The organism is Ensifer sp. Root127, from assembly GCF_001425225.1.
GTDB lineage: Bacteria > Pseudomonadota > Alphaproteobacteria > Rhizobiales > Rhizobiaceae > Ensifer > Ensifer canadensis.
This window is the reverse complement of record NZ_LMDX01000051.1, coordinates 185,168-206,396: the sequence shown is the minus strand read 5'-3', so window position 1 is coordinate 206,396 and position 21,229 is coordinate 185,168. Positions and strand designations below refer to the sequence as shown.

General features: G+C 60.3%; 18 protein-coding genes. 16 read left to right on the top strand and 2 right to left on the bottom strand.

Going from position 1 to position 21,229, the window contains the following annotated elements; translation table 11 throughout:
- The first annotated feature begins 26 nt into the window (after window positions 1–26).
- The 8 genes from ASD03_RS32135 (at window position 27) to nadE (ending at window position 9,520) form a co-directional block, all read left to right on the top strand.
- Entirely contained in the window at window positions 27–2,729 is a 2,703-nt protein-coding gene (locus ASD03_RS32135; protein WP_057218187.1) for an ABC transporter transmembrane domain-containing protein, read from the top strand.
- A gap of 91 nt (window positions 2,730–2,820) precedes the next feature.
- Window positions 2,821–3,285 carry a Crp/Fnr family transcriptional regulator gene (locus ASD03_RS32130; RefSeq protein ID WP_025428538.1) on the top strand — a complete coding sequence of 155 codons (465 nt, stop codon included), beginning with the start codon at window positions 2,821–2,823 and terminating at the stop codon, window positions 3,283–3,285.
- 99 nt (window positions 3,286–3,384) lie between these two features.
- On the top strand, window positions 3,385–4,155 hold the full coding sequence (locus ASD03_RS32125; protein ID WP_057211309.1) for an FkbM family methyltransferase: 771 nt from the start codon (window positions 3,385–3,387) through the stop codon (window positions 4,153–4,155).
- 209 nt (window positions 4,156–4,364) lie between these two features.
- Window positions 4,365–4,568 (top strand): hypothetical protein, encoded by a 204-nt coding sequence (locus ASD03_RS32120; RefSeq protein ID WP_057218185.1) that lies wholly within the window; start codon window positions 4,365–4,367, stop codon window positions 4,566–4,568.
- 143 nt (window positions 4,569–4,711) lie between these two features.
- On the top strand, window positions 4,712–6,649 hold the full coding sequence (gene asnB / locus ASD03_RS32115) for an asparagine synthase (glutamine-hydrolyzing) (protein WP_025428541.1): 1,938 nt from the start codon (window positions 4,712–4,714) through the stop codon (window positions 6,647–6,649).
- 27 nt (window positions 6,650–6,676) lie between these two features.
- Window positions 6,677–6,943: an acyl carrier protein gene (locus tag ASD03_RS32110; protein WP_025428542.1), complete on the top strand. Its 267-nt coding sequence runs from the start codon at window positions 6,677–6,679 to the stop codon at window positions 6,941–6,943.
- Window positions 6,944–6,968: 25 nt separating this feature from the next.
- Complete coding sequence (locus ASD03_RS32105; RefSeq protein WP_025428543.1) at window positions 6,969–8,516, top strand: class I adenylate-forming enzyme family protein; 1,548 nt, start codon at window positions 6,969–6,971, stop codon at window positions 8,514–8,516.
- On the top strand, window positions 8,513–9,520 hold the full coding sequence (gene nadE / locus ASD03_RS32100) for an NAD(+) synthase (RefSeq protein ID WP_057211307.1): 1,008 nt from the start codon (window positions 8,513–8,515) through the stop codon (window positions 9,518–9,520). The genes ASD03_RS32105 and nadE overlap by 4 nt, the downstream gene beginning before the upstream one ends.
- A 37-nt stretch (window positions 9,521–9,557) precedes the next feature.
- Here nadE and ASD03_RS32095 read toward each other — a convergent pair whose 3' ends face one another.
- Together ASD03_RS32095 and ASD03_RS32090 are read right to left on the bottom strand one after the other, a co-directional pair.
- Window positions 9,558–10,673 carry a hypothetical protein gene (locus ASD03_RS32095; RefSeq protein ID WP_057218183.1) on the bottom strand — a complete coding sequence of 372 codons (1,116 nt, stop codon included), beginning with the start codon at window positions 10,671–10,673 and terminating at the stop codon, window positions 9,558–9,560.
- Complete coding sequence (locus ASD03_RS32090) at window positions 10,670–11,341, bottom strand: HemK/PrmC family methyltransferase (RefSeq protein ID WP_082555721.1); 672 nt, start codon at window positions 11,339–11,341, stop codon at window positions 10,670–10,672. The genes ASD03_RS32095 and ASD03_RS32090 overlap by 4 nt, the downstream gene beginning before the upstream one ends.
- A gap of 287 nt (window positions 11,342–11,628) precedes the next feature.
- On the opposite strand from ASD03_RS32090, the gene ASD03_RS32085 reads away from it, so the two are divergent.
- The 8 genes from ASD03_RS32085 (at window position 11,629) to ASD03_RS32050 (ending at window position 21,128) form a co-directional block, all read left to right on the top strand.
- Window positions 11,629–12,951 (top strand): lipopolysaccharide biosynthesis protein, encoded by a 1,323-nt coding sequence (locus ASD03_RS32085; protein ID WP_057218178.1) that lies wholly within the window; start codon window positions 11,629–11,631, stop codon window positions 12,949–12,951.
- Window positions 12,952–12,991: 40 nt separating this feature from the next.
- Window positions 12,992–14,086, top strand: a complete 1,095-nt coding sequence (locus tag ASD03_RS32080; RefSeq protein WP_107027260.1) for a GNAT family N-acetyltransferase — start codon at window positions 12,992–12,994, stop codon at window positions 14,084–14,086.
- Between the two features lie 127 nt (window positions 14,087–14,213).
- A complete protein-coding gene (locus ASD03_RS32075; RefSeq protein ID WP_057218175.1) occupies window positions 14,214–15,827 on the top strand; it encodes a GumC family protein in 1,614 nt (537 codons plus the stop codon).
- A gap of 13 nt (window positions 15,828–15,840) precedes the next feature.
- On the top strand, window positions 15,841–17,172 hold the full coding sequence (locus tag ASD03_RS32070) for an O-antigen ligase (RefSeq protein ID WP_057218173.1): 1,332 nt from the start codon (window positions 15,841–15,843) through the stop codon (window positions 17,170–17,172).
- The gene (locus ASD03_RS32065) at window positions 17,165–17,926 is read left to right on the top strand and encodes a polysaccharide deacetylase family protein (RefSeq protein ID WP_057218171.1); all 762 of its coding nucleotides are present in this window, start codon (window positions 17,165–17,167) and stop codon (window positions 17,924–17,926) included. Before ASD03_RS32070 ends, ASD03_RS32065 begins: the two co-directional genes overlap by 8 nt.
- Before the next feature lie 10 nt (window positions 17,927–17,936).
- Window positions 17,937–19,181 carry a glycosyltransferase family 4 protein gene (locus tag ASD03_RS32060; protein ID WP_244494337.1) on the top strand — a complete coding sequence of 415 codons (1,245 nt, stop codon included), beginning with the start codon at window positions 17,937–17,939 and terminating at the stop codon, window positions 19,179–19,181.
- 371 nt (window positions 19,182–19,552) lie between these two features.
- Entirely contained in the window at window positions 19,553–20,653 is a 1,101-nt protein-coding gene (locus ASD03_RS32055) for a glycosyltransferase family 4 protein (RefSeq protein WP_244494343.1), read from the top strand.
- Window positions 20,654–20,738: 85 nt separating this feature from the next.
- Window positions 20,739–21,128, top strand: a complete 390-nt coding sequence (locus ASD03_RS32050; RefSeq protein WP_025428554.1) for a VanZ family protein — start codon at window positions 20,739–20,741, stop codon at window positions 21,126–21,128.
- Window positions 21,129–21,229: the final 101 nt, after the last annotated feature.

Sequence of the window (21,229 nt, the reverse complement as noted above, 5' to 3'; positions counted from 1 at the left end):
TTCAATAAGGTCTCGTTGCCAGAAACATGGAACCACGCCTCTCCCGCTACATTTGGACTCATACGCGCAAGGACCAGCTCTGGATCCTGTTGGTCGTGGCGTTCTCGATGGTCCCCTACTTCCTGTCCTTCGATCTGCCCAAGCAGATCGTCAACGGACCAATTCAGGGCGACGGTTTTGACAGCCCGGAAGCGACGCAGGCGTTCCTGGCGATCTCCTTTGACTTGCCCTATCTCGGGACGATCAATCTTTTTGACGGCTTCCAACTCGGTCGCGAAGGCATGTTGCTGGCGCTGAGCCTCGTGTTCCTGCTGCTGGTTGTCGTCAACGGCCTCTTCAAATTCTATATCAACACCTTCAAGGGGCGGCTCGGCGAGCGTCTCCTGCGGCGGATTCGCTTCGAGCTTGTCGATCGCGTTCTGAGGTTTCCACCGACGCATTTCAAACGGGTGAAACCGGCCGAGATCTCAACGATGATCAAGGACGAGGTGGAGCCGCTCGGCGGCTTTACCGGCGATGCCTTCGTGTCGCCCGCACTGCTTGGCGGTCAGGCGCTGACGGCGCTGATCTTCATCCTGCTACAGAGCTTCTGGCTCGGGCTGATCGCCTCTGTTATCGTCGCCGTTCAGGCGGTGATCATCCCGCGCATGCGCAAGCGGTTGCTCGTCCTTGGCCGCGAGCGCCAGCTGACTGCGCGCGAATTGTCTGGCCGGGTGAGCGAAATCGTTGACGGCATCGGCACGATCCGCGGCCACGACACCTCCAATCTCGAGCGCGCCGACATCGCGTCGCGGCTCGCGCGCATCTTCAAGATCCGCTACGACCTCTATCAGTGGAAATTCCTGGTCAAGTTCATCAACAATTTTCTCGCCCAGGTGACGCCGTTCATGTTCTATTCGATCGGCGGCTATTTCGCGCTTCAGGGCCGCCTCGATATCGGCCAGCTTGTCGCCGTCATCGGCGCCTACAAGGACCTGCCCGGGCCGCTGAAAGAGCTCATCGATTGGGACCAGGCGCGCCAGGACGTGCAGGTGAAGTACGCCCAGGTGGTCGAGCAGTTCAGCATCGAACCGCTGCTCGATCCCAAGGTCCACGCCCTCGCAGCGGCAAGTCCGGCGCCGCTGAACGGCTCGCTCGCGGCCGTCAACCTGACGGTGACCGATGATGGTGGCGTGACACTCCTCGACCACGTCTCGCTGCAGGTGCAGCCCGGCGAGGCGGTCGCACTCAAGGCCGGCGGGGAAGTTCTGGCAGAGGCCTTCGCTCGACTGATCTGGCCGGCTGGCGGTCGTGTTGTCATCGGTGGTCAGGATATACTGGAGATGCCGGAGTCGGTCACTGGCCGGCGGATTTCCTATGCCTCCTCAGACGTGTATGTGTTTCAGGGCAGCCTTGGCGACAACCTGCTCTACGGCTTGAAGCACGCGCCAATGACCGAGGTCCGGTATGAAGGCGAAAGGGCGGCCCATCGCAAGTGGGAGCTGGTCGAAGCCAAGCTTGCAGGCAATCCATCCTTCGACGTCAACAGCGATTGGGTCGATTACCAGGCAGCCGGGGCGACCGGGCCAGACGATCTTCTGATCAAGATCAGGCCTGTCCTTGATGCTGTCCTCCTGACCAATGACGTTCTGGCGCTTGCCGTGCGCTCCACCATAGACCCGAACCGCAATGCGGCCTTTGCCTCTGGTATCGTCGAGATGCGCAGCGCGCTTCGGGAGCGCCTTGAACAGGAAAAGCTCAGCGATCTCGTGGTGTTCTTCGAGCCCGGCTCGTACAACATCGAAGCGACCATCGGCGAAAACTTGCTCTTCGGCACGATTACCGATCAGGTGATGTGGGACGGTGCGCTCGAGGGACACCCGTTCTTCAAGACCGTGCTTCAGCGCGTCGGCTTGCGTGACGTCTTCTACGAAATGGGGCTGGAAATCGCCGAGAACGTCGTCGAACTGTTCCGCGACCTGCCGCCGGATCACCCGTTCTTCCAGCAGTTGACATTCATGACGGCCGAAGAAATTCCTGTTTATGAGGCGTTGCTGCAAAAGGTCCGTGGGCGACCACGCGCGGACGTTGCCGAGGATGACCAAGTCAAGATCATTCGGCTGTGCTTCGGCTACATCGAGCCTCGACACCGCTTTGGTCTCCTGACCGACGAACTGATGGCCAAGATCGTAGCTGCCCGGCGCGAGTTCGACGAGGGCCTGCCGACGGACCTCGCCGGCATGATCGAGCACTATCGTCCGAACCGCTACATCGCGTCCGGCAGCATCATCGACAACGTGCTCTTCGGGCGCATCGGTCACAAGCACGCCGATGGATCGGAGAAAATCCGGGCGATCGTGCGCGATCTTTTCGAAGCCGTTGGCCTCTATAACGAGGTGCTGGCCTTCGGCTTCGAATTCAATGTCGGCGCCGGCGGCAAACGCTTGACCGCAGGCCAGCGCCAGAAGCTTGATCTGGCCCGCGCGCTCATCCGCATCTGCGACTTCTACATCTTCAACCAACCGCTGCTGGCGCTCGACCAACGGGTCCAGGAGCAGGTGGTCCGAAACGTCTTTGGGCTCTTGCGGCAGGGCGGGCGCAATCCGGCAATCGTCTGGGTGGTCGCAAATCCGGCGGTGATGGAACTGTTCGATCGTGTCGCCGTATTCGAAAATGGCCGACTGGTTCGCGACAACGAAACGGAAGTGGGGGCTAACGAAGGACCCGACTATAAGGAAATGGCATCTTGATGTAATATTAATGTCAGGGCACCAGCATAAGGTCCCGCGGCAACGCGGGAGGCAGGTCGCCCCGGCTGGATACTCGGAGAAACGGATTGTGATGTTGCTCAAGGATGAAGTCGAAATGCTGCGCCGGATAACCCTGTTTTCAGGATTGCCGCCTGCAAAATTGAAACTCCTTGCCTTCACCTCTGACCGGGTCATGTACAGCGCCGGGGAGGCCCTTTTCTATCAGGGCGATATTGGCGATGCCGCCTATGTCATTCTCTCAGGCAAGGCCGACGTGCTGGTGACGACTGCAAGCGGGCCGCTGAAGCTTGCGGAAGTGGAACAGAATTCGATCGTCGGCGAAATCGCCATTCTCTGTAACACCCCGCGCACGGCGACCGTGCGCACCACGACACCGCTGGAAGCTCTGCGCATCCGCAAGGACGACTTCCTGAAGCTGCTGGCCGACTTCCCCGAAATGGCGGTGGAAATCATGCGCGTGCTCGCTGACCGCCTCAGCCAGACGACGGCCGAACTTACGGAAGCGCGCAGCCGAAACGAGCGCATGGAAGCGTGAAATCGAACCGGCGGCGCCCGTCGTTGGCATGTCCTGGCCGCATGGAAGACCTTCGCAAAAACGATTCCGCTTGACCGGGATATGGGCTAGAGAAGCGCCATGCGTGCGATCACCTACTTCTGCAAGACCGTCCATTTCCCTGACAAGCCTGAGAAGAAGCGCTTCTTTGCGCGGCTTCAAAGCGGCGAGTGGGAGCCGTGCACATTTCAAAACATCGAGCGGCTGGTCGACGGCAACACGACCTTTGTCGATATCGGCGGCTGGATCGGCGTGACGCCCTATTGGGCAGCTCAGATAGCCGACAACGTCATTACGGTCGAACCCGACCCCGTCTGCTTCGGCATCCTCAAGGAAATGGAACCGCAGAACGAAGGGGAGGTCGCGCTGATCAATGCTGCACTTTCCGAGGATGACGTCCTGGTGCTGAACTCGGTCGGCGGATTTGGTAGCTCGGAGACCTCGGCGCTGATCGCCGACGACACGGGGCAGGCGATCAAGGCGAAAACGATCACGATTGCCGAACTGCAGTCGCTGGCGCGAACCGAGAAGCTATGCTTCAAGATCGATATCGAAGGCTACGAATACCGTTCCCTGGCCCAGTTCCGGGATATCGACCGCACGCGGACGACGGGCGTTTTGCTCGCCGTTCATCCGCAGATCCTGTTTGCGTCACTGAGCGGGCCGGCAATCGTCAGGGCATTGCGCACCGTCGTTGCCACCCTCGGGCTCGTGCGCAGCTTTCGCGGCTTCCGCCTCGACAATCCATCAGCGATATGGACTGCCCTCAAGAAATCCACCTTCCGGCGTGAATTCCGCGGGTTCGATCTACTCTTTGTTGCAAGGTCAGCGACCCGTAACGATGCGCGCTGAAGAGAAACAGTCGCTGACGTTCTGAGCCACGGCCGCAGCCAATACATGCCTTGTGGAAGCAGGACTTAGCTGAAAGGCGCTGAGTCCACGAATTAACCACGTCTGCAACAAGGTTAATTCTTGGTTTAAGAATGTTACTTCTGCTGGTATAAGCGGCTAGTTTCTATTTTCATTCCTCGGTTTTTCTGCTGTGCCATGAGAGCGGTCAGATGTCCTGGATGTATTTTGTTGGCGCAACCTATTGTATCGCTGCGCTTTTCCTGTTGGCGATGACCTATCTGGAAGGTCTGCAGGCGCACGCGCCCTGGAATGTCTATCGTGTCGCCGGCATTGTGATCTGTATTTTCTGGCCGCTGCTCATTTTCTATCTAATGTTTAAAATTGTAACGAAAAGAAAAATTCCGCAGGGGTAAAGGTATTTCTGTGATGTTTTGATGACGTATTTTTGTCTTCTTGGAGAATTTACCATACAACCAGAAAACGCCGGCGGTTAACCCATGAACTCTTCATGCGGATTATGTTTCGGTTGTGATTGACCCGTGTGAAAGTTCTGAACATGTGCGGTTTTGGCGGCTATTTCGGTTCGGTCCGGGAAGCAGAAACCCTTCTCAAGAGGATGGTGACCGCGATCGCGCATCGCGGACCGGACGAGCATGGCACATTCGTGGCGCCGGAAGCCGGCCTCGGTCATGTCAGGCTCTCGATCGTCGGGCTTGGTGACGGCCAGCAGCCAATGTCAGATGCGACGGGCGAGCTAACAATCGCCTTCAACGGCGAGATCTTCAATTATGTCGAACTACGTGAGGAACTGCGCGCCAAGGGCCGGCATTTCCGGACTTCGAGCGACACCGAAGTTATCCTCCATCTCTACGATGAGATGGGCGAGGACTGCCTGTCCGTCCTCAATGGCGACTTTGCCTTTGCAATCTGGGACGCCCGCCGCCACCGAATGATGCTCGCTCGCGATCGCATGGGCGTGCGTCCACTTTTCTATACGACCAGAGGCGGCACACTCTACTTCGCATCCGAGATCAAGGCGCTGCTTCAGGTGCCCGGCATCGTAGCCGAGATCGACCCGATCGCGCTCGACCAGATCTTCACGCTTTGGGCGCCGATCGCGCCGCGGACAGGCTTTCGTGATATCCACGAGCTGGAACCCGCAAATTTCATGATCGCCGAGCGGGGGCGTCAGACGATCAGGCCCTATTGGCGTCTCGACTATCCGGATCGCGAGGCCACTTCACGCTTCGTCAATGAAGACGAAGCCGCCGACGAATTGCGGGCGCTGTTGAGCGACGCGACGCGGATCCGCATGCGGGCCGATGTGCCGGTCGGCTCCTATCTGTCGGGCGGTCTTGATTCCTCCATCGTCGCGGCGCTGGCGGCGGGTATGGCGCCGCAAGGATTGCGCACGTTCTCCGTCACGTTCGACAGCGTCGAGCACGACGAAAGCGCCTACCAGATGCAGATGGCCGCGGCCCTCGGCACGCAGCACAGCACCGTTGCCTGCCGTGCCGGCGATATCGCCAGGGTGTTCCCGGATGTGGTACGTTTTGCTGAAAGGCCGATCATCAGGACGGCGCCGGCGCCGCTCTATCAGCTTTCGGGCCTGGTGCGCGAACAGGGGCTCAAGGTCGTACTGACCGGCGAGGGGGCCGACGAGGTCTTTGCCGGCTATGATATCTTCAAGGAAGCGCGCGTGCGTCGGTTCTGCGGGCGTCAGCCTGGCTCGCACATCCGCCCGCATCTGTTCCGCAAGCTTTATCCCTATCTCCCTGGCCTACAGCAGCAGTCGGCTGAATATCTCGCCGCGTTCTTCGGGGCGGGAGACGTTGCGCTAGACGATCCGCTCTTTTCCCATCGCCCCCGCTTCAAGAGCACGGCGGCGACGAAGATCTTCTTCTCGCCCGATCTGCGCGCCAGCCTTGCCGGCTACGACGCGGCAGAGGAGCTGGCGAGCCGTCTGCCTCAGGATTTCGGCCGCTGGCATCCCTTGCATCAGGCTCAGTATCTCGAGGGTCGGTTCCTTTTGCCCGGCTATATCCTTTCGAGCCAGGGCGACCGCATGGCGATGGCGCATGGCATCGAAGGGCGTTTCCCGTTCCTCGATCATCGGCTGGTCGAGTTTGCGTCCGGTCTGCCGCCGGAGATGAAGCTCAAGGGGCTGGTGGAAAAGCACATCCTGCGCGAGGCAACCAAGGACCTGATGCCGGAAGCGATCGGCAAGCGCACCAAGCAACCCTATCGAGCACCCGATAGCCTTTCGTTCACCGGCGTCGGTGAACTCGATTACGTCCGCGAGGCAATGAGCCAAGACAGAATTGCCGCGGGTGGTCTCTTCAACCCGAAGGCGGTCACGAAACTCTACGAAAAGTGCCAATCCCAACCGGTATCCGGCTTCCGCGACAATGCAGCGTTCGTCGGAATCCTGTCGACACAGCTATGGCTGAAGACATTCACTGGCACGAGCATCCACGCCGCCCAGGCGGCCTGAACGACTGAGGAAAGGAAAGGAAAAGACATGACGGAGACGATCAAGGACAAGGTCAGGGCCTTTGTCATCGAGAACTTCTTGTTCGGCGACACGTCCTACGACCTTGCCGACACGGCATCGCTGATCGAGAACGATATCATTGACTCCACCGGCGTGCTGGAGCTGGTCGCATTCATCGAGGATCACTACGGCATCGCCATGGCGGACGCCGATATCGTACCGGCGAACCTGGATTCGCTCGCGCGCATCTCGGCTTTCATCGAAGCCAAATCTGGCGCGACGGTAGCGGCGTAAGCGACAACGGGTGAGGTCCACGCAGATGCGGTTCGAGCAATTCCTTATCGACAACGCCGCGGCGCATGCGGCGAAAACAGCATTGATCACCGACCGCAAGCGGCTGCGGTATGACGAGTTCGATCGGCTTTCGAGCCAACTGGCGGCCTCGCTTTCCAGGAACGGTGTCAAGCGCAATGACCGCGTGCTGGTGTTCATGGACAATTGCTGGGAAGCCGCTGTTTCGATCTTTGCCGTGCTGAAGGCAGGCGCGACCTTCAGTCCGATCAATTCGTCGACCAAGGCAGACAAGCTGGCCTACATCATCGGCGATTGCGAGGCAGCCGCCATCCTCACACAGGCAAAACTGATGCCGGTCGTGGGCGATGCCCGTGCGCTTGCCGGCGATGCGATGCTGTTCGTTGCTTCCACGGCGGCGCCCAACGGCCAGGTGCCTGCGGGTGCCACCGCATTCGACACATGCCTGGAAGGCGAGCCGCAGCCGGTTGTCCACGGCGGGATCGATGTTGACCTGGCGATGCTGATCTATACCTCCGGCTCCACTGGGCGCCCGAAGGGCGTGATGATGACACATCGCAATATCGATGCGGCGTCCGGATCGATCACCACCTATCTGCGCAACCAGCACGACGACATCATCCTCAACGTCCTGCCGCTCGCCTTCGACTACGGCCTCTATCAGCTGCTGATGGCGGTCCGGCTCGGAGCGACGCTGGTTCTCGAAAAGTCCTTCGCGTTTCCGCATGCGATCTTCGAGCGCATTCGCGAGGAGGGTGTCACCGGATTTCCGCTCGTGCCGACGATGGCGGCGATGATCTTGCAGATGCGCGATCTGGAGCCGGGTTTTCTACCCAGCCTTCGCTATCTTTCCAACACTGCCGCGGCGCTGCCGCCGGCACATATTGCCCGGCTAAGAGAACTCTTTCCCGGCGCGCGGCTCTACTCGATGTACGGGCTGACGGAATGCAAGCGCTGCACTTATCTGCCGCCCGAAGAACTTGATCGTCGGCCGGGCTCCGTCGGCATCGCCATCCCCAACACCGAGGCCTTTGTGGTCGACGATGAGGGTAAGCGCGTTCCGCCGGGCGTGCCCGGCGAACTCGTCATCCGTGGCCCGCACGTCATGCAGGGCTATTGGCGCAACGATGCCTCGACCGAACGCATGCTTCGGCCGGGACCGCACCCTTGGGAGAAGGTGCTCTACACCGGCGATCTGTTTCAGGCCGATGCGGAGGGCTTCCTCTATTTCGTCGGGCGCAAGGACGATATCATCAAGACCCGCGGCGAGAAAGTTGCGCCGAAGGAAGTCGAGACGGTCCTGCATTCCCATCCAGGCATTGCGGAAGCCGTCGTGCTTGGTGTGCCCGACCCGGTTCTCGGCCACGCGATCGCGGCACTTGTCGTGCGCTCGGACCAGACGCTCAGCGACAAGGACATCATCCGTCATTGCTCGCGCCATCTGGAGGACTTCATGGTCCCGAAGGTTGTCGAATTTCGCATCGAGTTGCCGAAGACGGACACGGGTAAGGTTAGCCGCCGACTTGCGGCCGAGACGATGGAGCCTGCAGAATGAACATTCGCCCGACCCAGGACACGGCTGCGTTTTCGGCCGAAACGCTTGATATCGACCATGCGGCTGAAACCGACCGCATCGTGGCAGGGCTGCGTGAGCAGCTGCGTGGAATGAAGAAGCGCGGCCTCGTGCTAGGTCTTTCCGGCGGCATCGATTCCAGCGTGTCTGTCGCCCTGGCTGTGCGAGCTGTGGGTGCGAAGAACGTCTTTTGTCTGTTCATGCCCGAGAACGACAGCGACCCGGAAAGCCTGAGGCTCGGCCGTCTGGTCGCCGAAACCTTTGGCGTCGATGCCGTGGTTGAGGATATCGGGCCGATCTTGCAGGCAATGGGCTGCTACGAGCGTCGCGACGCCTTCATCCGCCAACTTGTTCCTGCCTACGGCGAAGGCTGGGCATCGAAGATCGTGATCGCCAACGCGCTCGAAGGTGAGGGCTACAACATCTCGTCGCTGGTGGTCCAGGATCCACAGGGCAAACAGACCAAGCTGCGCATGCCGCCGCCTGTCTATCTCGGTATCGTTGCCGCCACCAACATGAAGCAGCGCACGCGCAAGCAGATCGAATATTACCATGCCGACCGGCTGAATTTCGCCGTCCTCGGCACGCCGAACCGGCTGGAATACGACCAAGGCTTCTTCGTGAAGAACGGCGATGGCGCCGCCGACGTCAAGCCGATAGCGCATCTCTACAAATCGCAGGTCTACGCGTTGGCGGCCTCTCTCGGCATTCCCGAGGAAATCCGCCGCCGCCCGCCGACGACGGATACCTATTCGTTGGAGCAGACGCAGGAAGAGTTCTATTTCTCGCTGCCCTACGACCGCATGGATCTATGCCTTTATGGCCTCAACAACGGACTGGCGATCGAGGCGGTTGCGCAGGCTGCGGGCTTGACGGCAACGCAGGTCGATCGCGTCTGGGCGGATATTGCCGCCAAACGCAAGGCGACGCGCTACCTTCATCTCGGGCCGCGACTCGTCCAGACCGTTGAGGAGATTGCTGACTGATTGGCATAGGGTGCGATGGCCAATCCGGCCGCATCGGTCAGTCGAAGCGGCCGCCCATAAGTCGGCTCCAATGTTCGCCGGCCAACCCGTTTATAAATCCTTGCGAATGGCGGAACGCCTGAACGAGTTCGTCGTCGCGCGAGTGGATCACGGTTGACGCCATGTGCACAAAGGCGATGCGACGACCGAGCATGGCCTCAAGGAGAGCTGGCTGCGTCCGACCACGCAGACCCGCGACACCGCGCGCGGCTGCGTGGTCGATCAAACAATCGATGACGGGGCCGGCCTGTCCGGGAAGGGCGAGGATCTGCAGCACGCGGCCGATATCGCCGGAGCGAGCGTGATAGGCAAAGGCGCCGACGACGGTTCCGGTGCGCGCGGTGACGGATGCGAAGATTGCGCTACCCTGATCAGGTTTTTGCACCGCGTCTGCGAGGATGTTGTTGAGCTGCCCTTCCGCCCAATCCGGGCGCAAAGGGAATTGGGCAGTGAGCGGACCGACGAGATCGGCGAAACCGCTTCTGTCGATTTCACCAACGCGAAAATTTGCCTGTCCCGTTCCGCTTTCGGGGACGGCCGACCAGCGCCGCTCCCCGCGACCCATCCTGTTGCGATAGAAACGATCAAACGCATGCGCGAGCGGATTGACCAGCCGAGCGAGCTTGATCCGGTGCTCGGCGACGCTGAGCGTGAATGCCGATGGCCGGATGACACGCACCCAATCAAGACTGTATTGCGGCAGTACGATACCGCGCAGTTTCGTCCACATCTGAGTCGATACTTCGCTTGCGGTCTCGCTGAACGACAGATCCTGTGGACCCGCGAGGAAGGCCTTCAGCAACCGTGCACCCGCCATCGGATCGCTTTCACGATCCTCGGCCATAAGGGAGCCGCATATGGCGGCTCGCAACGGCCGCCCGTTAAACGTCATCGGCAGCGCGTTAACGCCAACGAAACCGGAGATGCGGCCGTCGCCGTTGACGTGGACGAGGGGCCGAATCTCGCGATCGCAACCAGGTGCGTCCAGGTAGAGCTGCCGCATATAGTCGACGAGCGCAGCTGGCGGCTCCGTCTGATCCTTGCAGAAAACCTTCTGGAACATTCCAGCGATCGCAGGAATGTCTGCGGGTTCAAGCGGCCGGATGTTACTCATCGTTCCTCGTCCCCGGCACCCGCCGCAACGGATGCTTGAGCAACAAGTTTCCTGACGATGGCGACGCGTGGCTTGCCTTCCGCATCGGTGGCGAAGGTGACGGGCTCGTAGGCCTTGGTGCGGGCGAGAAGGGCGGATGCCTGCCGATCCTGGCCGGCGCCGAACTCGAAGAGCAGCCAACCACCGGGTTTCAGGAACGCCACAGCATCGCGGATAAGGCGCTGATGGATCGAGATGCCGTATGGGCCGCCATCGAAAGCTTCCCGCGGCTCGGCTTCAAGCAGATGGGCGCTGTCGCCTTCGAGCCTGGATGTCGAAATATAGGGCGGGTTGCAGACGATCATGTCGACCGAGCCCTCGAGATTGTCGTCGGCCAGCGCAGCAAACAGATCGCCCTGTCGTATGGTGACGCGATCGGCGACGTTCAGGCGAGTGACGTTTCTGCGGGCCAGCGCAACGGTGCTATCGGTCAAGTCCGCACCCCAGACGCGGGCGGAAACGACATCGGCCGCAAGCCCGAGCGCCAGGTTTCCGGAGCCGCAGCACATGTCGATGACGGTTGCGCCGGATGGCCGGTCATGCAGGATCCTTGAAGCCGTGCGTCCGAGCAGCTCCGTTTCTTCTCGTGGCACCAAGACATCGGGTGCCAGTTCGAGTTCGACGTCCATGAAACGGTGCAGACGCGGCGCCACGCCGCTTGCCTGATCATCCTGAAGGGGATTGTTGTTTTGCGGCACGGCCTCTCCTTCATGCGTCGATCGATGGCTGCACGATCCACACTACTGCAATCAGGTAAACGGAAGCTAAAATGCAATTGAAGCGGGAGTGTTAACCGCGCAATCATTTCTAAGTGCTATTCTTTGCGATGATCGGAAGCGTGTGCTCGGCTGTTGCGGCAACGCCCATCCGGCATCGGACGCACATTTCGTCGGATTGTTGTCAAGGGCAGATCGGGATGGCATCGGAAGGTCTCAGAGAACCGGGCGCGCACAAACCGTTCCTGTCGATGATCATGTCCTATGCCGCCTCGGGCGGCAGCCTCATCATTGGATCCGCTGCCCAGCTTCTGACGTTCGCGATCCTCGCACGTTGGCTCGGCGTTCATGAGTTCAGTGTCTTCGTGGCGATCACGGCGGTTGCCAATATTGCCGTGCATCTCTGCGGGTTGGGGGCGATGGAGTGCCTCGTGCGCCGCGTCGCACGCGACCGGAGCATGTACTCTCGCATGCTCGGTCACAACGTCATCTTGACCGCCATCAGCGGCATCGTTCTGGTTTTGCTTGGCGCGATTGCGCTGCCGTTCTTCTTCACGCTGTCAGCTGACCCGGCTACCAACATTGCCGTGATTACGCTGATGCTGGTCACCAACATCATCTTCGTTCGCGTCATCGTGCTGACGGAGCAAATCTTTCTCGCTCACTCGAATTTCGCACCTGCCAACAAGGTTGTCGTCGGCTTCGCCATCGCCCGCACCATCGCCGCGGCGCTCGCCTGTATCGTCTTTGGCGTGGCGACCGTTGCCTCCTGGGCGGTCTGGCAGTTCGTATGCCATGTGCTCGTCGCCATCGGTTGCTGGTATGCCGTAAAAGGCCTTGGCCGGCCCGTCTATGGGATCGTGCGCGAAGAGCTGCCGCAGGGGCTCTACTTCAGCATCCCCTTCATTCTGCGCGCGGTGCGCCAGAATGCCGACCTGCTCGTCCTGAGCCTCGTTGCCTCCGCAGAAGTGATGTCGAGCTATAGCGTCGCGCGGCGCATGCTGGAGAGCAGCTATCTCTCGGTCGAGGCGCTGAACCGGTTGATTTATCCCGGTTCGGCCAAGGCAACGGCCTCCGGCCTGCACCATGCCTTCGAGCGGGTACGCAAGGTGCTCGTTGCTGCCACTTCGATCAGTATTGCGGCGGCGATCGCGGTCTTCGTGCTTGCGCCGGTCCTGCCTTACCTCTTCGGCAAGGACTATGTCTCGTTGGTGTCCTTCGTTCGAATTCTCTGCTGGGTCGTCGTGCCGATTGCCATGTGGTCGGTCGCAATGGAAGCGCTCGGAGCATCCGGGCATCACCCTGCGCGTGCCTCTGTCATGGGCCTTGGCAGCGTCCTTGGCGCTGCGTTGACAGCGTGGGCGACTTGGTATGCGCCACCTGCGGGCACGTTCATCTCCTTCTATGTGATCGAGATCGCGATGGTCATCGTTTCCTGGAGTGTCTTCCTGCGCTTCGTCCGGCGCGACAGGGAGGGAGCGGTTGAGCGCGTCGTCCCGGCGAGGATGGCGCATGAAGGCTGAGGTGAGGGAACTGGAAACTGCCACAGCCATCGGGCATCGCATGCAGCACCCGGGCCGCGTGAGACCGATGGAGCTGGGCGATATCCCTGCAGTTAGCTCGCTCTTCAGCAAGATTTTCCGCAAGCGCGACATTGAGCCAAGTGGTGACCTCCGGCAGTATCTTGAAGCGGTCTTCTTCGGCAGTCCGCTTTACTCTCCCGAGCATGGCAGTATCGTCTACGATGACGGCGACGGCACCATCGCCAGCGCAATCCTGGCATTGCCGATGGAATTCTCGATCCACGGTCGCCATACCGTCGGCAAGCTTCTTTGCGCGTTCATGTCAGACGGCAAGGCGGGTGCCGTTGGTGCGGCATGTCTCGCTCGTACGATGCGCTCCGCGCGCCAGGACATGTGCTTCTCGGATAATTCGTCGCCGGTGAGTGCGGACCATTGGGTTGCCGGGGGCGGGGTCGTGCTTCCGATACAAAGCCTGGAGTGGCAGCGATCGTTTCGACCGGCTACCAGCAGCGCCATTCGTGCCAGCCGTCAATTTCCGGCATTGGGTTCGAAATTGGTGCTCGGTGTCCTTGGTGCATTCGACAGGGTGTTGCGCTGGCGAAGACCATCCGTCAAACCCACCCCGGCTTCAGGATGTATGACGAAGGTGATCGGGGCCGGCGAGTTTCTCGGTTGCGCCCGACCGATGATGGAACGGTTTTCGGTCAGGCCCGTTTGGTCAACCGAGGAGTTCGATTGGCTCGTCGCGATCGCCGGTAAGAACCAAGGCCTCGGTGAAGTGCATTTCCGACAAGTAACGGCGGATGGAAGAGCGATTGGCGTTTTCCTCTTTCTTGGCAGGGCGAACAGGACTGCGACGGTTCTGAATGTGCTTTGCCAACCGGGTCGGGAGTTTGAGGTGACGGCCGAGATGTTTGCCTGCCTCGACCGCGAAGGTTACGCCCAGGCCACAGGCGCCGCACAACCATTTCTGATGAACGCGATCTCGCGCCAACGCTGGCTGACGTTCCGCCACCGTGGCTATTTCTGCATGGTAACGCGCCATGGAGATCTCAAGGACGCGGCATTGCGCAACGACCTCTATATCGGCGGTCTGGCATCCGAAAGCTGGAGCCGGTTGCTGACGGACTTCTAAGCGTCAAGGTAAACGGCTGCCGGGCCGATTAACGGAATTTTCACCGTACAACTCTAATCCTTCATTGGAGATACGAGACGCGCAAGCCGGCGATTTTTGCGTCTTGAAGCGGGCGTGAGGGATGCGGATGTATAGGCCGAACGAGCCCCGACAACAAAGGTCGCCTCAGCCAGCGCACGGTCAACGTGCGATGGTCGGCGGCGGTTCGTTGCTCAACCTTCTGCCGACAGACGACGAGGACGCGCTCCCTCCTTTTGAAGAAAAGCAAGCGCCGCGAAGAGAGCCGGAAGTCCGGCGTTCCCAGGTGGTTGCGCGGGCACAGACCGAGACGCAGCCGACGCCGCATGTCGGTGGCCTGTTCTTCCCGCGGCTTCACCTCGTCAGCCAGATCGGGGTAGACGACGGTATTCGCTGGCTGCGCGACGGTATGCTCTGGATCATCGCCGCAGTGACGATTTGCACATTTGCGGCCCTTGTCTATGCAATGACTGCGTCGCCTCGATACACCGTCTACACGGATATCGTCGTCGACCCGTCCAATCTCAACGTTGTCAGCGACGATGTTTTTACAAGCAATCCGCAGCGTGACGCGCAGCTGTTGGAGGTGGAGAGCAAACTCCGGATCCTGACGTCACGCAATGTGCTGGCGCGGGTGATCGACGAATTGCAGCTCACGCGCGATCCCGAGTTCGTCAAGCCGGCATCCTTTGCATCGCTGCGCAACCTGTTTTCATCGAAGCAGGAACAAGAGGTCAACAACGAGCTTGCAGCCATGCGCGCGCTTTCGGAGCGCGTGGAGGCGCGGCGCGAGGAGCGTTCTTTCGTCGTCGTCATGAAGGTTTGGAGCGAGGAGCCGGCAAAGGCCGTGACCCTCTCGAACGCGATCGTCGATGCCTTCGAGCAGGAGCTGTTTCAGTCGGCGGCCGAAAGTGCAGGGCGTGTCGCCAAGAACCTCAACGCCCGGCTGGACGAATTGCGCCGCAACGTGACCGATGCCGAGCGGGCGGTGGAAGATTTCCGCAGGGTCAACGGCCTGCAGTCGACCAATGGTCAATTGGTCAGCAACCAGCTTTCCGGTGAACTCAACACCCAGGTCCTGGACGCACAGCAGCGCTTCATCCAGGCGGAGACACGCTACAACCAGATGAGTGCGGCAATCGCTCAAGGGAGAACCGCCAGCGCGTCGGAGTTCGAGTCCGAAAACATGACGAACCTGCGCGAGCAGTACAACTTGCTCCAGCAGCAGATTGCCTCGATGCAGCGCACGTTCGGCGAACGGCATCCCCGTCTGGTGTCGGCTCGATCCGAGCGCGCGACGATCGAGGGTGCGCTTGCCGACGAGGCCCGGCGCATTCTGGAGCGGGCCAAGGCGGACATGGATCGCGAGCAGCAGGCGCTTGAAGCCTTGCGCGGTAAGGCAAACGTCGAGAAGTCGAATGTCTTCACCGACAATGAGTCTCAGGTGCAACTGCGCGATCTGGAGCGCGATGCCCGTGCCAAAGCGGCGATTTACGAGACGCATCTTGCGCGCGCCCAGCAAATTACCGAACAGCAGCAGATCGATACGACCAATGTGCGGGTGATCTCGCGGGCGTTGCCGCCCAACGCACGCACGTGGCCGCCACGTACGGTGATCCTGCTGGTCGCCGGCGCTATGCTCGGCCTTTTCCTTGGTGTGTCGGCAGCGATCGCCCTCGGCCTGTGGAGATATATTCGCCGCCCGCAGCCGGCGACTGCCTGACGGGAGCGCGCCAATGACGAGCGCCGCCTACGCCGAAACCAATGCCGCCGAAACGCTGCGGCTGCGTGTCGGCACCGTCCTGTTCATGACGACGTTTCTGTTCTTCTGGATATCGATCACCCCGTTCGTCGACCTGACGGGAGCAGCAGTGCTTGATCCGTCGGCCGGTAATTCGAACCGATTGAACCAGATCGTTTCTCTTTTGTTGTTTACGGGCATGCTCGGTTACGGCCTATGCCATCCGATGCGAAATATCATCCTGCAGCCGCGGCCGCTGCTTGCAGTGCTGTTTACCTGGTTCCTTTTCGTATCGGTGATCTCAGCCCACCCAATGCTTGGGATCAAGGGCACCGTTCTTGCCATCATGGTCACGGTCAATGCCAGCATCTACCTGCTGTTGCCCGCCAGCGAACGGCATTTTGCCAAAATGCTGGGCATCGGTACGCTCATCATGCTCGGCGTTGCCTATTACGGCATCGCCTTTAAGCCGATGCTCTCTATTCATCAGGCGTCAGAACTGCGCGAGCCCATGAATGCGGGTCTATGGCGCGGCCATTTCCCGCACAAGAACAGTGCGGCCGCCGCGATGGTGATCGCGGCCTTCTTCGGGCTTTTCGTCATGAATAGCTGGTCGCGATTGGCCGGGATCGCCATCGTGCTGCTGTCGTTCAACTTCCTCATCCATACCGGCGGCAAGACCTCGACCGCGATGCTGCCGGCGATCCTGTTGCTTGCCTGGATATTCGAGAAGATCCGTCTCCTGCGCATCCCGATCGTCATCGGTGGCGTCGGGCTGTTCAATCTGTTTGCCGTCGGATCAGCCGTATTCATGCCGCTCAGCGAGTTCATCACCGAACTTGGCATCGACGCGACGTTCACCAACCGGGCGGATATCTGGCGCTTCGCGTTCACCGCGCTCGCCGAGCAGCCTATCACCGGCTACGGTTTCAAGGCATTCTGGCAAACGGAAGAGCTGGTCCACAGCGGCGGAGCGATCGAGACCTGGGCGGTGGCGGCTGCCAACGGCCACAATTCCTATCTCGACATCGCCTTGATGACGGGCTTTCCCGGGCTGCTGCTCACGGTGTTGTGGATCCTCGTCCTGCCGCTGCGCAATATTGCCCGCATGGCGTCCGCCGAGCAGCATTCACATCTCACGCGGCTCTTTACGCGCGTCTGGCTCTATACGATCTTCAACGCCGGCCTTGAGAGCTTGTTCTACGAGGGCGGCAACCTGCTGTGGTTCACCTTCCTGTTTTCGCTCTACGGTCTGCATTTGCAGGCCCGCGCGGTCCTTGCCTTGCCGTCGCAATCTGCCGAAAAAAGGGGCGTGGCCTATGCTTGAGTTTGTGCAAAAGGTTGACGGCCTTGTCGACCGGCTGGCAAATCGTCTGATCTGGCGCCTTGCTCAGAAGAAGCTCGCCGTTGCGACCGACGTTCCGCTCGTCTCGTTCACCTTCGACGATGTGCCTGACAGCGCCTTGCACCAGGGTGCCGAAATCCTTGAACGGCACGGCGTCCGCGGCACATTCTACATTGCCGGGGGGCTCGAAGGGCGGGTTGAGCCGGATCGAACCTTGATCACCGCTGCGGGTTGTGAGGCTCTCTCCAAGCGCGAACACGAAGTCGGCTGCCACACCTTCAGCCACAGCAAGATAAGACGTCTCACCGGGGGGGCGCTTGCGCGCGACCTCGACCGAAATGCGGACTATCTAGCAGCCAGTGGCGTCGCGGAGCCGGCAAGGAACTTTGCCTTTCCCTACAACGCCGCCTGGCCGATGGCACGCAGGGAATTGGGGCGGCGCTACCGAACGTGCCGGGCCGCAGGGGAGGCGATCAACCGCGGTGCAGTCGATCCAATGATGTTGAAGGCGGTCGAGATCCGCCAGCCCGAGGCGCACGCTCTTGCGCTGACCCGCTGGATCGATGACCTCGTCGCGCAGCCGGGATGGCTGGTCTTTTTCACGCACGACATCGCGCCACGACCGACGCCTTATGGCTGCACGCCGGAGATGTTCGAGCATCTGGTCCGCTATGCGGTCGAGAAGGGATGCACCGTCCTGCCGGTCGACAAGGCACTCGATCGGCTTGGCGGATGAGGAGAACGATGTGCTCAACACGATAGCCGCCGGCAAGCGACTTCTCGCCATCAACAACTACTTCTATCGACGCGGCGGCGCCGAAGCGGTGTTCTTCGACCATATGAAGATGTTCGCCGATATTGGCTGGGATGTCGTGCCCTTTGCCATGGAGCACGAGGACAACGAGCGCTCTGAATGGTCCAAGTATTTCGTCTCCGAAATCGAATTTGGTCGGCAAACGAGCTTTCTGCGGAAAATAGAGCAGGCGGCAAGCGTGATCTATTCGCGCGAAGGCCAGCGCAACATCGCCAGGCTGATTGACCGCGCGCGTCCGTCGGTTGCCCATGCACACAACGTCTATCACCACCTGTCGCCGGCGATCTTTTCGACGTTGAAGGCAGCGGGCGTGCCGGTTGTCATGACGGCTCACGACCTAAAACTTGCCTGTCCTTCCTACAAGATGCTGCGCGACGGCAAGATCTGCGAGGACTGTCGCGGCGGACGGGTCTACAACGTCCTGCGTCACCGCTGCGTCAAGGGCTCGGCGATCTTGAGCGGTGTCGTGCTGGCAGAAACGGTGCTGCATCGTACGCTGGGCCTCTATCGCAACAAGGTCGACCGGATCGTCGTTCCGAGCCGGTTCTACGTGGAGAAGCTTGTCGAATGGGGCTGGCCGCGTGAGCAGATGGTGCACATTCCGAACTTCGTGGATGTGGACGATTACAGCAGCGCCTGGGACGAGGGCGACTATTTCGTTTTCGCAGGCCGGCTTGCACCCGAAAAGGGCATCGCCACGCTGATCAAGGCGGCGGCACTTTCGAAACAGCGGTTGGTCGTCGCCGGTACAGGCCCCGAAGAGGCATCGCTTCGTCGGCTCGCGAGCGAGCTTAATGCAGGCGTGACGTTCACCGGATATCTCTCAGGCGAGAGCCTGCACAAATTGATCGGATCATCCAGGGCACTCGTACTGCCGTCGGAATGGTACGAAAATGCGCCCATCAGCTTGCTGGAAGCCTATGCTCTGGGACGGCCGGTGGTCGGTTCAGCCGTCGGAGGCATTCCGGAAATGATCCAGGTCGGGGAAACGGGCATGACGGCAACGTCGGGAGACGCTGATGATCTGGCAAGGGCGCTGGCCGACATGACGGCTCTTGGGCCGACAGCGCGCGCCCGCATGGGCGCTGCCGGCAGGGCGTGGATATCCAGAGATTTCTCCGCCAATGCTTATCGCGACAGAACGCTTGATCTCTACGCTGCGCTCGGGGCGACCTAGTTGGCAGATTTATCCTTGCGTCATTAACCAAGGCTTGCGAATATACTTACCGCGGCATTAAATATGTTCGTTTATTGATCGAACAATTAGATATTTAACGATTTAATTACGATCTTATTAAGTATTGTTAACGTAAATGGCCTTGGGTGCGCAATCTTTGAGGCCACGCCATGGGCAGGAAGTTACGAGTCTCGCAAGTTGATCGTCGGCAACAGCCGTCGGTTTCCACTGAGATTGTACAATCTGGAATATTGGAAGGCGTCGACGGGAAGGGCGGTACTGCCCAGCGTGGAGTCCACCTCGTGCACAATCACCGCGAGCTGACAGGCAAAGATCGTCGGCTGAGCGCGCGAACCGGACGGCGGCGCGTGATGATGCTGGGCCTGCGCGGAATTCCGGATGTGCAGGGCGGCATCGAAAAGCATGTCGAGATCCTTGCCGGCAAGCTCACGAAGCACGGCTGGGACGTCGACGTGATCGGGCGGCGCCGATATCTTCCGGCATCTGTCCCCTTCAGCTGGAATGGCATTCGTGTCGTTCCTTTCTGGGCGCCGCGCCGGATGGCGCTGGAAGCCATCGTTCACACTTTCATGGGTGTTTGCTACGCGGGCTGGCAGCGTCCCGACGTGCTGCATATCCATGCGATCGGGCCAGCACTGTTCGTCCCGCTTGCGAGAATGCTCGGCCTGAAGGTGGTCGTGACCCATCATGGCTATGACTACGACCGGCAAAAATGGGGTGCTCTTGCCAAGGGTACGCTGAAGCTCGGTGAACGCCTGGGCATGCGCTTTGCAAGCGGGCGGATCGCCATTTCGAAGGATATCGCTGAGACCATGGGCGCGCGGCACAATGTGTCCATGGCCCTTGTGCCCAACGGGGTGTCGGTCACGCCGTCCAGGGGCGAGACCGGCATTCTTGCCGAGTTCGGCCTTGCGCCACGGCGGTACATTCTGCTTGCCGCACGGATCGTGCCCGAGAAGCGCCAGCTCGATTTGATCCGCGCCTATGCCAAATGTTCCACTCCGGAGTTCCGGTTGGTTCTGGCCGGCGGTGCGGAATTCGAGACGCCCTACACCGAGGAGGTGAGAAGGCTGGCAGGTGATATCGCAGGTGTCGTTCTAACGGGCTTTCAGTCCGGTGATCGGCTTGCAGAGCTTTTCGCCAATGCGGCCCTGTTCGTTCTGCCTTCCAGCCACGAGGGCATGCCGATTGCGCTGTTGGAGGCCATGGCCTACGGCTTGCCGGTTCTTGCGAGCGATATCGTTGCCAATGTCGAGCTTGGCCTTGCAAGCGACGAATATTTCCCGCTCGGCGATGTCGAGGCGCTGGCATCGGCCATGACGGCGAAGCTTGCCAATCCGCCCAGTGAAAGCGAGATGCGCGCCCGTGCGGCGCACGCCGAAGCCGCCTATAGCTGGACAAGCGTGGCGGAAAAGACCGTCGCGGTGTATAGCGCGTTGGTGGCAAAGTAGATCGCGCGCAATCGCACGCGACATCCCTGTTGCCGTCGGGCTGATTTTTGCCGTGTTGTGTGCGGTGCGGAGAGACAAGAACAGTATGAATATCAAACGCGCCGCTGGCCTATTTGGCTGGCTCATATTCGCCGTGATCGCCTATTCGACCCTATCACCACTCGATCTGCGCCCGCGTATGGGCACGTTCGTGCATGTCGAGCGGTTCGGCGCGTTCGGGCTGATGGGGCTGCTCTTTGCAATTGCCTATCCCCGGCGGCTCCTGCTTGTCCTCGGGCTCGTTTTGGCCACCGCCATCGGGTTCGAATTGCTGCAGGTGGTGTCGGCAGACCGTCACGCCCGGATCGGGGACCTCGCCATCAAATTGCTTGGCGGTGCATGCGGCGTGGCTTCGGGTTGGGTCCTTATCCGCAATCGGTCGCGTCTGCTGCAATTGCTGGTGCAAATAAACCAAAACTCAAAGTATCGCGGGTAGAACTGGCTGCGCCGGGACGCTTGGCTACTGCATAATTCCTTAAATCGGAATCGATTTAAGGAGAAAATTATGCAGCAGGATTCAAGCGTTACAGCGTCCTT

Coding starts and splice junctions, on each gene's coding strand:
- ASD03_RS32075 (WP_057218175.1), top strand. CDS start 14,214: ATGTATAGGCCGAACGAGCCCCGACAACAAAGGTCGCCTCAGCCAGCG.
- ASD03_RS32080 (WP_107027260.1), top strand. CDS start 12,992: ATGCAGCACCCGGGCCGCGTGAGACCGATGGAGCTGGGCGATATCCCT.
- ASD03_RS32125 (WP_057211309.1), top strand. CDS start 3,385: ATGCGTGCGATCACCTACTTCTGCAAGACCGTCCATTTCCCTGACAAG.
- ASD03_RS32065 (WP_057218171.1), top strand. CDS start 17,165: ATGCTTGAGTTTGTGCAAAAGGTTGACGGCCTTGTCGACCGGCTGGCA.
- ASD03_RS32090 (WP_082555721.1), bottom strand. CDS start 11,341: ATGGACGTCGAACTCGAACTGGCACCCGATGTCTTGGTGCCACGAGAA.
- ASD03_RS32070 (WP_057218173.1), top strand. CDS start 15,841: ATGACGAGCGCCGCCTACGCCGAAACCAATGCCGCCGAAACGCTGCGG.
- ASD03_RS32120 (WP_057218185.1), top strand. CDS start 4,365: ATGTCCTGGATGTATTTTGTTGGCGCAACCTATTGTATCGCTGCGCTT.
- ASD03_RS32095 (WP_057218183.1), bottom strand. CDS start 10,673: ATGAGTAACATCCGGCCGCTTGAACCCGCAGACATTCCTGCGATCGCT.
- ASD03_RS32110 (WP_025428542.1), top strand. CDS start 6,677: ATGACGGAGACGATCAAGGACAAGGTCAGGGCCTTTGTCATCGAGAAC.
- ASD03_RS32055 (WP_244494343.1), top strand. CDS start 19,553: ATGATGCTGGGCCTGCGCGGAATTCCGGATGTGCAGGGCGGCATCGAA.
- ASD03_RS32105 (WP_025428543.1), top strand. CDS start 6,969: ATGCGGTTCGAGCAATTCCTTATCGACAACGCCGCGGCGCATGCGGCG.
- ASD03_RS32085 (WP_057218178.1), top strand. CDS start 11,629: ATGGCATCGGAAGGTCTCAGAGAACCGGGCGCGCACAAACCGTTCCTG.
- nadE (WP_057211307.1), top strand. CDS start 8,513: ATGAACATTCGCCCGACCCAGGACACGGCTGCGTTTTCGGCCGAAACG.
- ASD03_RS32050 (WP_025428554.1), top strand. CDS start 20,739: ATGAATATCAAACGCGCCGCTGGCCTATTTGGCTGGCTCATATTCGCC.
- ASD03_RS32135 (WP_057218187.1), top strand. CDS start 27: ATGGAACCACGCCTCTCCCGCTACATTTGGACTCATACGCGCAAGGAC.
- ASD03_RS32130 (WP_025428538.1), top strand. CDS start 2,821: ATGTTGCTCAAGGATGAAGTCGAAATGCTGCGCCGGATAACCCTGTTT.
- asnB (WP_025428541.1), top strand. CDS start 4,712: ATGTGCGGTTTTGGCGGCTATTTCGGTTCGGTCCGGGAAGCAGAAACC.